The following is a 14,898-nucleotide window of genomic DNA, read 5'->3' as shown; positions in this document are numbered from 1 at the left end:
AAATTCTAAGCGCAGAATTTTACGGCGAAAATTAAATTCCAAACGCGCAATTCAGCGAGGTAAAATTTGCCGTAGAATTCCGCCTTGGAGTTTTAAATGTAAAATTTTAAGCATAAAGCTTTGCCGCAGAATTTTAAAACGTGAAATTTTATCGCTAAAGCTCTATTTTGAAATTTCAAGATATGGCTTTAAAATATGAATTTTAGGCTTGAAATTTTATCGCGCCTAGCTTTTTAGCAGTAGCCGTAGCATTGCACTGGTTTAAATTTTATTTCGCCGGGCCTTATGGCGGTGGAGTTTATCTGCGAAAGCCTCTGTAGAGTTTATTTGGGATGGAATTTTATCTGTAGTGATTGCGGAAGTAAATTTCTCGCGCAGCTGAAATTTAAGCAGTTGGAATTTTATTCGTATAAGCTGTGGAGTCAAGGCGGCAAAATCCCTAAGCCTAGGGCTTTTAGGTTTAGGGATTTTACTTTTATACGAAATAAGAAAGGTCGGTAATGAGGTTTTTGATTATTTTGGTGCTTGCATTTGCGGCGTTCGCGCAAGAGAGCAATATGCAAAAATGGGCGAAAGAGATTACCGCGGACGCGCAGATCCCGCAGGATAAGTTTTTGGCGTTTTATCTGAATAAAGATGAGCCCAAGAAGGTGATTTTCTCTGAAAATGTCGATCGCATCAGCGTCAATTATGAAGGAAATTCCTTCCATGAAATTCCATCTCCAAATCTTATGGCGTATTGGGTTGGCGAGTTTAATTTCGACGTAGATGTCGAAAAAATGGTGCTAGGAGATTACGGCTGGTCCACGCTGGTAATCGCCGTGGACGGCACGGATGTGCTAGGTGGGACATCTAGCAATCAAAAGCGCCCGCTTACGTATAAATTTAGCAAGGGCAAGCATAAGATCGAAGCGTGGTTTTTAAATGACGCGCATTCCAGCGAGCTTTTCGTGGATTTTAAAGACGTAGAGCCCTTTTATCGTCAAAAAGACGCCGTAGCCAAGATCCCTGCGGATAAGGACTACGACCTGTGGCTGGGCGCGATCTACGAAAGCGCGCAGATGAATAATCGCGTCAAGCTAAATTTAGCCAAATCCGCTAAGCCCATAGTGCTGCTGCTTAGCTCATATCGCGCCGTGGAGTGGGAGATCTCAAATCCGCAAAAGAATGAAATTCTAGCCGTGTTAATTTACAACCCCATTAGTAGCGTCCGTGGCGTAAGCGGTGCGCTTTACGTCGAGGACTACAGATACACAGAGGCTGCGGATGGACTTAAATGCGAGTGCATATCGGGCAATGTCTTTCACTGCGACGGCAGCGAGATTTATGATATGAACGGGCGCGTAAACGGGATATTTGGCAGAGGCCTGGGGGCATTTGCCGGCAAGCACGCCGTAAATTCCTTAGATCTGCCGGGGCTTGTTATTACACCAAAAATTTTAGACGACAGTAAAGCTCGCCTACTCTCGGTAGAAGCGGACCGCAAGAAATGCGAAAGCACGCCGATGGATGATGTGTTTAGGTAGGATGAAATTTACTTTCAGAATTGCATATATTTTACAGTTAGTCAATGTTTTGCCTCTAAAACCTAGCCGATATGATAGTTAGTTTCTATTGGCAACCATTCTAATTATTTCCCTGTCCTGTTTTTCATCTTCAATATTGTCTGAAAAAAAGAAACTTAAATTTGTATCATCTTTATATAGGACATATAAATTTGGTCTTAAAATGTAAGCTTTATTGCTATTTTCAATACTTCTTGTGTTAGGGTTCCCATTCCTATCAATGCCATTTCTTCTTACATCAAAACAATAAATGGCGTTTGGATTATTTCCCTCTGCGTATCCGCCCAATAAATGCCTTTCGATATCATTATTTGGTCGACTCCATTTTGTTGGAATAAATTTGGCAAAATGATTGGAAAAATCTAAGAATATATTTCTCATAGCACCTCTATTTTGTATATTAAAAAATTCTATAAATTCTTCAGTAGTTCTAAAATAAACTTCAAAAAAATCAGCGTATGCTTCTATAGTATTATTTGTGTCTTCCCAATCTATAAATTTCAACCACACCTTAGCATATTCATTAGGTTTTGTTTGTCCGTCTCGGTATCGTTTAAGTATTACTGCTGTATTTATATTGTATTGGAATCGAAAAGAAGCTATTACTAAATTCCTATTTTCCATATCTCTGAGTAACGATTTTAAATTTTCAAATCTTATAGGCATCGTAATCTCCAAAATCAAAATATTTTTTTATCCTAATATCATTAAATATCATTAAAGTATAGTAAATAATTTGCATAATTAAGCTTAAAAATATAAATCAACTAGAAAATATATGCAACTTTCAAATCCCCTTTTAAATTAAATTTAGCTATACTCCCGCGCAATTTTGCGATTAAGGATTAAATATGAAAGAGATTAAAAGCCTAAGCGAGCTTCAGGCTTTTGCAGATAAAGTTCGCGCCAAAAAGGGTTATCGCGATCCGATCATGTGGGCGGTCGGGCGCATATTTAAGGGGCGTGCGGAGGAGCATAAAAGTCTAAGCGTAAATTACGCACACGTAAATTTTAAAGACGGGCTAGTAAGCGCAGCAGTGCTAATCCATGCTCTAGCCGAATGCGGCGAGGTCGTGGATTTTAGCGGTAGCGAGTGTATTTTTACGCTAACGCATAAAGCCCTAAAAAAGGCGATCGAGGTTTTAAAATTTCTACAGCCAGACGCCAAAGAGGGCGCACACAAAAATCTACAGGTGCTGCTTGCGGTTAAAGAGGCGATGAAATCGGACGAGCACGCAAGCTTTTGCGCTAGCTTCATCTTCGAGGATGCCGCGCCAAAAAGCGTCGAGAGCATCTATCTCAAGCTTTACGCACTTTCGCTAAATCTCTGCGAGCCGCGCACGCTCAATCTAGATGGCGCATTTAGCGTGCTTCCGAATGTCGCGTGGGACGAAAACGCCCGTCCGATCGAGCTTTGGTGGCTGCGAGAAAACGAAATCTCTTTAAAAATGCAGGGCCGCTATCCGCGCATCATCAGCGTCGATAAATTTCCGCGCTACCTAAGCCACGTCGTACCGCCGCAAAACGTTCGGATTTTAGATGACGCAAAGGTGCGTTTGGGTGCGCATATCGCTGCGGGTACGACCGTGATGCCGGGCGCTGCGTATGTAAATTTCAACGCAGGTACGACCGGTAGCGTTATGATCGAGGGGCGCGTCAGCAGCTCGGTCGTCGTGGGCGAGGGCAGCGACATAGGCGGTGGCGCATCGATTTTGGGCGTGCTAAGCGGCACCAACGGCAATGCCGTGAGCATCGGCAAGCACTGCTTGCTGGGCGCAAACTCCGTAACGGGCATTCCGCTAGGCGACCGCTGCATCGTGGATGCCGGTATTGCGGTACTTGAGGGCACGAAGGTTTTCATCGCGCAAAAGGATCGCGAAGCGCTAGCAGCGCTAAATGCGGGCTTTGCGTTCGATCGTGAAATTTATAAAGGGCTTGAGCTTGCCGGGCTTAGCGGTCTGCACTTCCGACAAAATAGCCAAAGCGGGCAGATTACGGCAAGCATTAGCAAGCGTGCGATCAAACTCAACGCGGAACTGCATTAAATTTATAAATTTAAACGGCGGGCGCGGATTGGCTGGAGCTTTTCAAAGCTGCGTTAAATCTATAACTTAAAGGCGAGTTAAAAAAGATACGGACGATCTCGCCGCACGCCGCTTTGAGCGAGCGCATATGATCCGTCGCAAAAATTTCCGCTCATAGAATTTCACGCGGAATTTAAAGAATTTTTGTCGCGATTTAGAAATTTCTAGCGGTGATTTGCTGAATTTATGCCACTAATTTAACGCAAGGAATTTTGGCGGCTCGCGGATTTGCGCCGCGCAAATAGGTCTTTGAATTTCAAAAATAGATTGAATTTAAAATTTTAATATGATAGATTTCAAATAAAAATAAGGAGATAAAAATGAAAAAATTTATACCCGCCGTATTTGGCGTATTTATCTGCAGCGCAGCGCTTGCGGGAGATGCCGATGTCGAGCGCTGCAAAGCTTTGGCGGATGCCGTAAATGGGCACAGTCACCCCGCGACTAAAAATATAGAGTTGAGCGCGGCTACATGCGAGGGCGATAAATTTGTAATTCCCACGATTCTAAAAAATGAAATTTGGGACAAAGTAGATCCCAAGATCAAGCAAAATTTTGAAAGCATTTTGCGCGCCAACAGGCAAAAGGACGTCTGCGCGATGATGAAAGCGGGCGGTCTAAATCGCATAGGCGTACGAGAATTTCTGCAAAGCGGCGAAAAAATCGCCGATCTGACCTACACGCGCAGCGATTGCGGCTTAGAGTAAAATTTCAAAGGAGAGATAATGGAAGTGCCTCAAGCGGCGTATAGCAGAGATAAAATCATCATTCGCACCGGTGCGATCGGTATCGTTTCAAATGTAATTTTAGCAGCATTTAAGGGCGTCGTGGGGCTGATCTCTGGCTCTATCGCGATCGTGCTTGATGCCGTAAATAACCTAAGCGACGCACTTTCGTCCGTAATTACGATCGTGGGCGTACATCTTGCTAGCAAGCAGCCCGATCGCGCGCACCCCTTCGGGCACGGCAGGATCGAGTATCTAAGCGCGATCGTAATCGCCGTCATCATCCTCTACACCGGCGGCGTCTCGCTCGTTGAATCGATAAAAAAGATCATTCATCCGCAAGCGGCGAATTATAATGCGGTTTCGCTCGCCATCATCGCCGTGGCGGTCGCGGCGAAATTTAGCCTGGGGCTCTACACGCAAAAGACGGGCGAGCGCGTGAACTCGGACTCGCTCATCGCAAGCGGCGTGGACGCCAAATACGATGCGCTCGTATCGCTAGCCACTCTCGTAGCGGCTTTGATTTCGCTTATTTTCAGGCTGAGCTTGGAGGCGTATCTGGGCGCGATAATTTCGGCTCTTCTGATCAAAACGGCGTATGAAATTCTACGCGATACGATCAGCAAGCTTTTGGGCTCGCGTCCGAGCCTGGAGCTGACGAATGAAATTTACGACGTCGTGCGCGGCTTTGAGGGCGTCATCGGCGCATACGATCTGATGTTTCATGACTACGGGCCCGATAAAATGGTAGGTTCGGTGCATATCGAGGTCGCGAGTGACACGACCGCGGCGCAGATCGACGCTCTTACGCGCCGCATCCAAAACGCCGTTTTTGCGAAATTTAATATCATCCTAGATACCGTAGGAATTTACGCGTTTAATAAAAACGATCCGCGCGCCGCCGAGATCTACGAGCATATCAAGCAGATGGCGTTTTCGCATGAGTTCGTCTCGCAGATACACGGATTTTATCTCGACGAGGAAAAGCGCTCGATCAGCTTCGACGTTATCGTCGATTTCGCAGCGCCCGATATGGAGGCGACGTTTCGCGCGGTCTGCAAACAGGTGCGCGCGGCGTATCCGAACTATACGCTCATCATCACTCGCGATAGCGATTACAGCGGTTAAAATTTAAATTGCTCTAGCGATTTAAATTTAATCGCGCCGGCTCGCACCTCTTCGGCGAAATTTCAGAATTTTAAGCTACAATAGGAGAAATTTATCGCAGCTCCGCGCGGCGCAAAAGCCGCAATAAACCGCGAGATGAAATTTGCACGCAAAACCTGGCAGAAGCCCGCGCGCAAGGCAATGCAAATAGAAATTTAAAAGGAAAAATATGGTTGAAATCAAAGATCTTACGATGCGCTTCGGCAAACAGCTACTTTTTGAAAACGTAAATTTAAGCCTCGATAAGGGCAGGCGCTACGGCCTCATCGGCGCAAACGGCGCGGGTAAATCGACGCTGCTTAAAATTTTAAGCGGGCAGATCGAAGCAAGCAGCGGCGAAATTTTGATCGAAAGCGGGCTTAAAATCGGCGTTTTGGGGCAGGATCAATTCGCTTTTGAAAGCTTCAGCGTCAAAGACGCCGTGCTCTACGGCAACAAGCGCCTTTATGACGCCGTGCGCGAAAAGACGCAGCTTTACGAAGCGGGCGAGTTTAACGACGAGATAAACGAGCGCCTCGGCGAGCTTGAGATGATCTGTGCGGAGGAGGATCCCGCCTACGAGTACGAAACGCGGATCGAGAAAATTTTAAGTTCGCTGGGGCTGAACGACTTCGATAAAAAGATGAGCGAGATCGAGACGAGCGATAAATTTAAGGTCCTTCTCGCGCAGGTGCTCTTCCCGCGCCCCGACGTGCTGTTTTTGGACGAGCCTACGAACAATCTCGATATCGACGCCATTTCGTGGCTCGAGTTTGAGCTAAATCGCCACACGGGCACGCTCGTAGTCATCAGCCACGACCGCCACTTTTTAAACCGCGTCTGCACGGACATCCTCGACGTCGATTTTAGACGAGTGCGCGAATTTAGCGGCAATTACGACGACTGGTTCATCGCGTCCAATCTCATCGCCAAGCAGGCGCAGTTCGAGCGCGAGAAAAAGCTCAAAGAAAAGGCTGAGCTTGAAAAATTTATCGCTCGTTTCAGCGCCAACGCAAGCAAGGCAAAGCAGGCCACGAGCCGTCAAAAACAGCTCGACAAGCTCGATCTTAGCGAGCTTGCGACCTCTTCGCGCAGGGAGCCTAGCATTTTATTTAAGCCTGCCCGCGAGATCGGTAATGAAATTTTGGAGCTAAGCGGCGTGGATATGAGTTTCGGCGAGATTAAAATTTTAAAAAATTTCAATCTCAAGCTCGCTCACGGCGATAAGATCGCGATCATCGGTCGAAACGGCGTAGGCAAAAGCACGCTTTGCAAGATCATCATGGGCGAGCTAGCGCCGCAGCGCGGCAAGGTGCATATGGGCGCCACGATCGAGCCTGGGTACTTCGCGCAGGATACGAATAATAAAATTTCAGGCGAGCTCAAGCTCTACGAATATCTACAAAGCCCCCAGAATAGGGATCTGGATGAAATTCGCAAATGCCTTGGACGTATGCTTTTTAGCGGCGCGGAGCAGGAGAAAAGCGTGGGCAGCCTAAGCGGCGGCGAGAAACACCGCGTGATGCTAAGCAAGCTAATGCTGCAACGCCCGAACCTGCTGGTGCTAGATGAGCCTAACAACCACCTTGATCTTGAGGCGATCATCGCTCTGGGAGAGGCGCTGTATAACTTCACGGGCTGCGCGATCTGCGTGAGTCACGACCGCGAGCTTATCGACGCGTTTGCAAATAGAATTTTACACCTCAAAGGAGACGCCGAAATCATCGATTTTAGGGGTACTTACGAGGAGTATCGCGAGAGCTTGGGAGCGAGCGATGATTGAGATCTGCGTAAACGGCGAGCCGCTGCAACTGGTGCAGGATATGAGCGTGAGCGAGTTTTTGCGCCTGCGCGGACACGATCTGCGCCTGGTAGCGCTTGAGCGCGACGGCGAAATTTTAAAAAAGCAGGAGTGGGAGCGCACGCAGATCTCAAGCGGCAAAAAATATGAGATCGTCGAGTTCGTAGGCGGCGGCTGAGGTCGGAGCTTTGGGTTATGTTAAAATTGCGGCGACCGAGGTTTAAATCCGCGCGGAGGCCGCTAAATTTTAATCGGCTTAGCGACACAGCGGCTTGGGCTTAAATTTGCATGCGTGTCGTTAAAATTTTAAGCGATACGGCGACATGGCGTAGCGACAGGGCAGCGTTTGGGTTTTTAAATTTATTAGAAGGACAGGGCGGTTTGGCGCTTGCGGCGAGCTTTTAAATTTTGAATGCGAGCTAGGCCGCGGCGGCAGGACGTAGGAGTTTTAAAATTCGCTCCGCGGCGATAGAGTTTAAATTTTATTGCAGCAGCGGAACGTTAATTTTTGTCGCCAGTCGTGGTGGTAGACCGTAAGCTTTAAAACTGCGCCGCCGCCGCAAGCTTGAGCGCATGGCTTTAAAATTTATGCCGAAGTTACGGGCTTTGAGCGCGGGGTTTTAAAATTTATTCCGAGATCTCTGCCATATCGTGCACGCTAAGACGCATGCTACGACGTACCGCTTTTTCGTCGGTTCGGCTTGAAATTTTAAATTTGTCCGCAGCGCGGATTTGTTTGGGCGTTTAGTAGCTTTTAAATTCGGCGGATCGCTCTAGCGCTTCTCGACTTTAAATTTAACCGACAAGTGTAGGATTAGCGCGCTAAATTTAGCGGATTTGGCTTGTTCTGTGTGCGCCGTATTAGCTGAACGCAATGCGCGCAGTAGGCTTGAAACATTACGCGTAAAAGCAGGATGAAATTTTTAGATCAAAATCGCGTGCGATGCGCTCGGTGCGCCCCGCGTGCATCGCAGCTCGTGCCAAACGTTTGCGCGGTGCGCCGCAGCTGCGTAGATATCTGTCGCAACCGCGCCGCAATACCGCATCAATGCGCGCTATGTTCGCGCAGATGCAAGGCGCCGCGCGCAAATCCGAATTTGCGCGATAAATTTAAACGGCAAAAAGATAAAATTTAGGATCAAAATGCAGATAAAATTAAACGGCAAAGCTTACGAAACGGACGCGAGCGATCTTGAGGGGCTGAAGCGCGAGGTTAAATTTAGCGGCGAGATCGCCGTGATAAACGGCTATGCGAGCACGCAAAATTGCGAGCTGAAGGCGGGCGATGAGCTCTTTTTGCTCGCGCGCGGTGCAGAGCTGGCGCCGCAGGAGCTTCGCGTGCTGATGCTTGCTCGCAACGCCCCCGCCGTAAACGAGGCGCTGCAAGGCTCGCGCGTGGCGATCTGCGGGCTCGGAGGGCTCGGTTCCAACGTCGCGATCCTGCTTGCGCGCGCGGGCGTGGGCGAGCTCTTTTTGATCGACTTCGACGTCGTCGAGCCGACCAACCTAAACCGCCAACAGTACGAGATCGGCGATCTTTACAAGCCCAAAACGGCCGCTCTGCGCGAAAAAATCGCGCGCATAAACCCGTTCGTGCGCGTGCGAACCTTAAACGAGCGACTTACCGCGCAAAACGTAGCCGAAATTTTAAAAAACGAGCGTATAATTTGCGAGTGCTTCGACGACGCGGCGGCAAAAGCGATGCTTTTCGACGCGCTCGGCGGCACGGATCGCTTTTTGATCTGTGCTAGCGGCATGGCGGGCAGCGGCGGCGCCAACGAGATCCGCACGACGCGGCTCGGCAAAAACGTTTTCGTCTGCGGCGACCGTAAAAGCGCCGCGGCTCAAGGCGTGGGGTTGCTTGCGCCGCGCGTGGCGATCTGCGCCGCACATCAGGCAAACGTCGCACTTAGACTGATTTTGGGCGAGGAGAGCTAGCTTGGCGCTAATCGTGCGCTTCGGCGTTTTTAATTTACGCGCCTTGTGTATTGCCGCTAAATTTAAGCCTCGCGCGATTGTTTTGAGAAGCAGGCGAGCGTTTCGGCGGCATACAGCGCGTTTAAAAGTAGTGTGAAATTTACCGCGCCGCGTAAATTTTAACCACGAGATCTAAATTTAAACGACGAAATTTAAACTATTTGCCGTGCGGAGCTTGTGGGCAGGTAGAATTTTAAAATTTATTCGGCGCGAGCGAGCTGCTTTTGAACGTAGGATTTAAAATTCCGCGCAGCAAAGCGGGCCGCAGTCTGCACGTGAAATTTTAAAATTTTGTGTCATGGCATAAAATTTTGACGAGAAATTTTAAAGTTCGGGTGCGGCGTCGTGCCGCACGTAAAATAACGATAGAAGCAAGGCGCATAATCTGTGCCGCAATCTCGCGCTGTGTATAATACGCCGTGCGCTGATATGCGCCATTTAGCGCCGCGCATAAAAACGAAAATTTAAACTAAAGAGGATAGAATGGACGATAAACTGATCTTAGGCGGCAGGGAGTTTAGTTCGCGCCTGATAATGGGCTCGGGCAAGTTTGATCACGCGATGATCGACGCCTGCGTGCGGCATGCGGGCTGCGAGATCGTCACGCTTGCGCTGCGCCGCGTGAACGAAAGCAAGAGCCGCAATATCTTGGATTTCATCCCTCGCGGCGTCACGCTGCTGCCAAACACCAGCGGCGCACGAAATGCCGCCGAGGCGCTGCGGATCGCACGGCTCGCGCGCGAGCTGGGCTGCGGCGACTTCGTAAAGATCGAGATCATAGGCGACAGTAAATACCTTCTGCCCGACAACGCCGAGACGATCAAAGCCTGCGAGGCCCTGGCGCGCGAGGATTTCGTGCCGCTTGCCTACATGCACGCCGATCTGAGCGTTGCGCGCGATCTGGTAAGCGCGGGGGCCGCCGCCGTGATGCCGCTTGCAGCGCCGATCGGCTCCAACCGCGGGCTGATGATGCGCGGGATGATCGAAATTTTGCTAGACGAAATCGATGTGCCGATCATCGTAGATGCGGGGCTCGGCGCGCCTAGCGAGGCCTGCGAGGCGATGCAGATGGGCTGCGCTGCGGTGATGGTAAATACGGCGATCGCCACGAGCGGGGATCTGGCGCTGATGGCGCGGGCGTTTGCGCTCGGCGTGCAGGCGGGGCGCGATGCCTATCTGGCGGGGCTCGGCGCCGTTTGTAAAACGGCCTGCGCAAGCTCGCCGCTAACGGGATTTTTGCGCTAGCGGTTAAAATTTTAAATGCGCTTGGTTGCGCGAGCCGTGTTTTTTTTGCGCCGAATTTGCCTTTCTCGGGTTTGTATAGATACAATCTCGCAAGGTTTTTGCGCCATGTGAGTTAAACGGCGCGTATTGTCAAGCCCTATGCCGAACGACGTAAATCCACACTTCGCTAGGCGTCTTAAAGTGCTGAGGCAAAAAGTAGTTTGACAGCAGTGCAACGCACGACAAGCTCGGCGATCAAATTTTAAAATTTAATCGGGCTGAAAGCAGCTCGATTAAGAGAAGCTGGATCGATCGGCGGGCTATTTTAGTATGTTGTATTTGTCGCAGTATTTTCGTAAATAGTCTTTTTCATAGTCTAATAGCACCGGGTCCTTTTTGCCCATTTCGCAGGCTTTTTGATAGTATTGCACCGCTCTTGCTTTGTCGCCATTGGCTTGAAGACCTGAAGCAAAATTCCCGCACGCTACCCAGCTCCCCGCATCGCAAGCTCTTCCGGTATATTCCATAGCCCGTGTCATATCTCTTTTTACCCCTTTGCCATGCGCATACATATGACCTAAATTGTTGCAGCCGTTCGCAAGTCCGCCATTGCAAGCTTTATCGAATAGCTCGACAGCCTTTTTATAATCTTTTTTTACTCCTTTGCCGCTAAAATACATTGCTCCCAAATCCGAGCAAGCAGCATAATCGTTTCCGTCGCAAGCTTTTTTGTAATAATAAAGCACTTTTTTATAGTCCCTATCGGATGCGTTTCTGCCAAATTCAGTCGGATCTTTATAAAGAGCACCGGCGTAACTGCAAGCCTCAAAATCACCCGCTTCGCAATTTTGCTCAAATTGTTTAACTTGCTCTTTGCTAAAAGTTATGCCAAAAGCCAAAGATCCCAACAGAGCTAAACCCAAGATGATTTTTTTCATTACTTCTCCTTAAAATTTTGCAAAAGTATATTCTTTCGTCTTTTAATAATCACTAAAATTTAAAATGCGAACGGGGCGCTCCGTTTTAAAATTTTTTACCGAAATCCTGCTAAAATGCACCTTTAGACCAAATGATGAGAAATTTGCGCGGCAAGAATTTACACGCAAAAGCGTGCCGCGTGGAATTTAAATGAAAATTTAAAAGGAAAATTTTAAAGATGATGGGAACCGGCTATCTAGCGGGCATGGAGGATATCGGAAGCGAGATGATGGAGCGTACGCTTGCTCTGCGCGAGGGCTTTTGCGAGGAGGCGAGCGAGGCGGACGTGCAAAGGGCGATCGGCGCGAAAAATAGAACTCTACGCGATTTTGCAGCGTTACTAAGCGTGCGCGCGGGCGAGTATCTGGAGCAGATCGCGCAAGCCGCAGCGCGCGAGAAGGCCGCGCATTTCGGCAGCAACATCGCCGTTTTTACACCGATTTACATCTCCAACTACTGCGACAATCTGTGCGTTTACTGCGGCTTTAACTGCAAAAACAAAATCGCGCGCGCAAGGCTTGATGAGGCGCAGCTAAAGGCGGAGTTTGAGGCGATAGCGGCGAGCGGGCTGGAGGAAATTTTGATCCTCACGGGCGAGAGCGAGAAAAATAGCCCCGTGCGCTACATCGGGCGCGCCTGCGAGCTCGCGCGGCAGTATTTTAAGGTAATCGGCGTTGAAATTTATCCGCTAAACTCCGCCGATTACGCCTATCTGCACGCTTGCGGCGTCGATTTCGTCACCGTTTTTCAAGAGACCTACGATCCCGCGCGCTACGCGCAGCTGCATCTTGCGGGCAACAAGCGCGTTTTTGCGTATCGCTTCGCAGCTCAAGAGCGCGCGATCAGAGGCGGTATGCGCGGCGTGGGCTTTGCGGCGCTTTTGGGCCTCGGAGACTTCCGCCGCGATGCCTTTGCCACGGGCGTGCACGCGTGGCTGCTTCAGCGCAAGTACCCGCGCGCCGAGATCTCTTTCTCGGTGCCGCGCCTGCGCCCGATCATCAACAACGACAAAATAAATCCGAAGGACGTCGGCGAGCGCGAGCTGCTGCAGGTCATGTGCGCATATCGACTGCTGCTACCAAGTGCGCAGATCACGATATCCACACGCGAGAGGGCGGGCTTCCGCGATAACGCGATCAGGATCGCAGCGAGCAAAATTTCGGCTGGCGTAAGTGTGGGTATCGGCGGGCACAGCGAGCAGAGGGGCGACGAGCAGTTTGAGATCAGCGACGCGCGCAGCGTAAGCGAGGTCTGCGAGGCGATCCGCGCAGTCGGGCTGCAGCCGCTGATGAGCGAGTATATCTATGTGTGAGGCGCGAAATTTTACCGCGTGCGTAGATGAAATTTGCTGTGCCGGACGCGAGATTTATAGCGTCGGGCTCGAGGGCGGATTTCGCGCTACTCGGCAACGTAAAATTTGTAGCGTAAAATACGGCGCCGAATTTTGCGGCGCCGCACACGGCGATAAAATTTATGGTGCTATGGCGGATGATAAAATTTTCGACATCGTGTCATCAGCGGGCGCAGGAAATTTTGAGCTACAAAATGAGTGCCCAAATTTAAAACCTCTGAATACATATGTGGATTTAAAATTTAAAGGTGGCGCAAATTCCAAGCCCGCAGGCGGCATAAATTTTAAATTTAAAAACGGCGCGAGCTTCGGGTTCTTATGCGGCGGTAACGCAAAGTCGCTGAAATCGAGGACCTTGGCGAATGCTTTGAACTCTAGCGGCGCGAACAAAATTTTAGCCTCCATCTGGGCGGGCAGAATTTTAAGCTCTGGCATCTCTGCTATGGATTTAGTTTTCGATGCGGTGGCGAAGAATTTTATCTCTAGCAGCGCTGCGAGAATTTTAAGCTCTAGCGCGGAGGCGGGAATTTTGGCTTCAAGCCTGGCGAATAAAATTTTAAACCCTAGCGCTGCAGGTGAAATTTCAAAACCAAATGCTGCGGGTAAAATTTTAAGCCTCAGTGCTGTGCCGTCCACGGGCGCGGATTTTGGGCTTAAAGGAGCGGGCAGATGCGGGATTTAGGGCTTGCTTCGCGCATTACGATCATCACAAATCGCTCGCTCTGCGGCGGTGAGGCGGCGCTGCTCGCGCGTATAGCGGATTTTGCCGCGGCGGGCGTAGGCGAGATCATCGTGCGCGAGAAGGACTTAGACGAAGCGGCATATGCGGCGCTGTTTGGTAAAATTTTACGCGCCTGCAAGAGCGGGCTCTGTGCGGATACAGCCTGTGCCGCTAAATTTAGCGAAACCCAGGCTTTCGCGGGCGGATTAGACGCGAGCGCGGCCTACGCGGATAAAATTTTGCTCTGCGAGCGCAACGCAGATGAAGTTTCTCGAAAAAAGCTCCATTCAGGCGGCGGTAGGAGCGAGCTTTGCGCGGATGCGGCCCGCAAGCACGGTGTCGCTACAGATGAGATACGGTCTAAAAATTCCACTCGTGTTTTAGATGAAATTTTGTCTGAAAATTTTACAGGCACTGCAAATTGCGCGAATGATAGCGCGCCGGGCGAGATTTCGCTTCGCGGCGCTGCAAGCGAAACAAAACTCGCGACAGAAGGCGTACGGGGCGCAGAAAATGTGGAAAGTATGCAGGGTGCGCAAAGTACAGAAAATGCGAATGATGTGCATAGTGCAAAAAATGCGTGGAACTCGCAGAGCGCGCAGTACACGGAAAGCTCGGAAAGTATAGAGGGCGTAGAAAATTCACAGAGCGTGAAAGGGGCGGAAAACTCGGAGAATGCGAAGGGCGCGCAGAGCGCAGAGAGGGCAAGGCGCCCGCCCGCGATCTTTGTGCATAATTTTGCAGATTTTGCGCTGCGGGCAGGCGAGAGAAATTTATGGCTGCCGCTCGGGGTTTTGCGGAACTTTAGCGCGGCGCACGGCGCAGAGTTCTTGCGTGCAAATTTCAAAAAACTGGTCGCTTCCTGCCACAGCGAGGCGGAAGCGCGCGAGGCGCTGGAGCTGGGCGCCGGCGCGATCTGCCTAAGCCACATCTTCACGACCGATTGCAAGGCAGGGCTCGCGCCGAGGGGGCTAAATTTGATCCGCGCCGTGCGGGAGTTTTTCGCGGGCGAAATCTATGCGCTGGGCGGCATAACGCCGCGCAATTTCGCCTCCGTCCTACGCGCGGGAGCCGACAGGATCGCCGTTATGAGCTCGGCGATGACGGCGCGGGACGCGAGCGATTTCATAAGAAAATTTAAGAAATGAATCGATCCGAAAATGCGGTCCGTTTCTTTTGTCGCGCGCCTTGCTGTCGTAATTGCGCTGCATGCGGCGCGATGCAAAACACATTTTAAATAAAATCAAAAACGCGCGAAATGGGCGCGATTTATTGCGATTTAAGCCTGAAGTTATAAAATACGAGCGATTTAAGCTTAAGGATATT

The 14,898-nt window shown here is 50.0% G+C and carries 13 protein-coding genes; 11 read left to right on the top strand and 2 right to left on the bottom strand.

Annotated features, from left to right (window positions below):
• The first annotated feature begins 500 nt into the window (after positions 1-500).
• Positions 501-1,526 carry a hypothetical protein gene (locus tag Q0323_RS07315; RefSeq protein ID WP_298053055.1) on the top strand — a complete coding sequence of 342 codons (1,026 nt, stop codon included), beginning with the start codon at positions 501-503 and terminating at the stop codon, positions 1,524-1,526.
• A 78-nt stretch (positions 1,527-1,604) separates the two neighbouring features.
• Here the strand turns inward: Q0323_RS07315 and Q0323_RS07310 are convergent, their stop codons facing one another.
• Positions 1,605-2,231 (bottom strand): DUF6037 family protein, encoded by a 627-nt coding sequence (locus tag Q0323_RS07310; protein ID WP_298053053.1) that lies wholly within the window; start codon positions 2,229-2,231, stop codon positions 1,605-1,607.
• Positions 2,232-2,416: 185 nt separating this feature from the next.
• Here Q0323_RS07310 and Q0323_RS07305 point away from each other — a divergent pair, with 185 nt between their 5' ends.
• From Q0323_RS07305 to Q0323_RS07275, 7 genes are all read left to right on the top strand, one after another.
• Positions 2,417-3,610, top strand: a complete 1,194-nt coding sequence (locus Q0323_RS07305) for a tetrahydrodipicolinate N-succinyltransferase N-terminal domain-containing protein (protein ID WP_298053052.1) — start codon at positions 2,417-2,419, stop codon at positions 3,608-3,610.
• A 359-nt stretch (positions 3,611-3,969) separates the two neighbouring features.
• Positions 3,970-4,356 (top strand): hypothetical protein, encoded by a 387-nt coding sequence (locus tag Q0323_RS07300; RefSeq protein WP_298053051.1) that lies wholly within the window; start codon positions 3,970-3,972, stop codon positions 4,354-4,356.
• 18 nt (positions 4,357-4,374) lie between these two features.
• A complete protein-coding gene (locus Q0323_RS07295) occupies positions 4,375-5,502 on the top strand; it encodes a cation diffusion facilitator family transporter (RefSeq protein ID WP_298053049.1) in 1,128 nt (375 codons plus the stop codon).
• Positions 5,503-5,710: 208 nt separating this feature from the next.
• Positions 5,711-7,303 (top strand): ABC-F family ATP-binding cassette domain-containing protein, encoded by a 1,593-nt coding sequence (locus Q0323_RS07290; RefSeq protein WP_298053045.1) that lies wholly within the window; start codon positions 5,711-5,713, stop codon positions 7,301-7,303.
• A complete protein-coding gene (thiS, locus tag Q0323_RS07285; RefSeq protein ID WP_298053044.1) occupies positions 7,296-7,499 on the top strand; it encodes a sulfur carrier protein ThiS in 204 nt (67 codons plus the stop codon). Before Q0323_RS07290 ends, thiS begins: the two co-directional genes overlap by 8 nt.
• A gap of 965 nt (positions 7,500-8,464) precedes the next feature.
• Positions 8,465-9,259, top strand: coding sequence for a sulfur carrier protein ThiS adenylyltransferase ThiF (gene thiF / locus Q0323_RS07280; RefSeq protein ID WP_298053041.1), 795 nt, complete (start codon positions 8,465-8,467; stop codon positions 9,257-9,259).
• Positions 9,260-9,781: 522 nt separating this feature from the next.
• A complete protein-coding gene (locus Q0323_RS07275) occupies positions 9,782-10,543 on the top strand; it encodes a thiazole synthase (RefSeq protein WP_298053039.1) in 762 nt (253 codons plus the stop codon).
• Positions 10,544-10,842: 299 nt separating this feature from the next.
• Here the strand turns inward: Q0323_RS07275 and Q0323_RS07270 are convergent, their stop codons facing one another.
• A complete protein-coding gene (locus Q0323_RS07270) occupies positions 10,843-11,460 on the bottom strand; it encodes a tetratricopeptide repeat protein (RefSeq protein WP_298053037.1) in 618 nt (205 codons plus the stop codon).
• A 218-nt stretch (positions 11,461-11,678) separates the two neighbouring features.
• Between Q0323_RS07270 and thiH the strand changes: the two genes are divergently transcribed.
• The 3 genes from thiH to Q0323_RS07255 are packed head-to-tail and all read left to right on the top strand — an operon-like array spanning position 11,679 to position 14,720.
• A complete protein-coding gene (gene thiH, locus Q0323_RS07265) occupies positions 11,679-12,812 on the top strand; it encodes a 2-iminoacetate synthase ThiH (protein WP_366939562.1) in 1,134 nt (377 codons plus the stop codon).
• Complete coding sequence (locus tag Q0323_RS07260; RefSeq protein ID WP_298053036.1) at positions 12,805-13,533, top strand: hypothetical protein; 729 nt, start codon at positions 12,805-12,807, stop codon at positions 13,531-13,533. The genes thiH and Q0323_RS07260 overlap by 8 nt, the downstream gene beginning before the upstream one ends.
• A complete protein-coding gene (locus tag Q0323_RS07255) occupies positions 13,521-14,720 on the top strand; it encodes a thiamine phosphate synthase (protein WP_298053034.1) in 1,200 nt (399 codons plus the stop codon). The genes Q0323_RS07260 and Q0323_RS07255 overlap by 13 nt, the downstream gene beginning before the upstream one ends.
• Positions 14,721-14,898: the final 178 nt, after the last annotated feature.

The sequence above is a fragment of the uncultured Campylobacter sp. genome (genome assembly GCF_938030145.1).
Taxonomy (GTDB): Bacteria; Campylobacterota; Campylobacteria; order Campylobacterales; family Campylobacteraceae; genus Campylobacter_B.
This window is presented reverse-complemented; position numbering and strand designations above follow the sequence as displayed.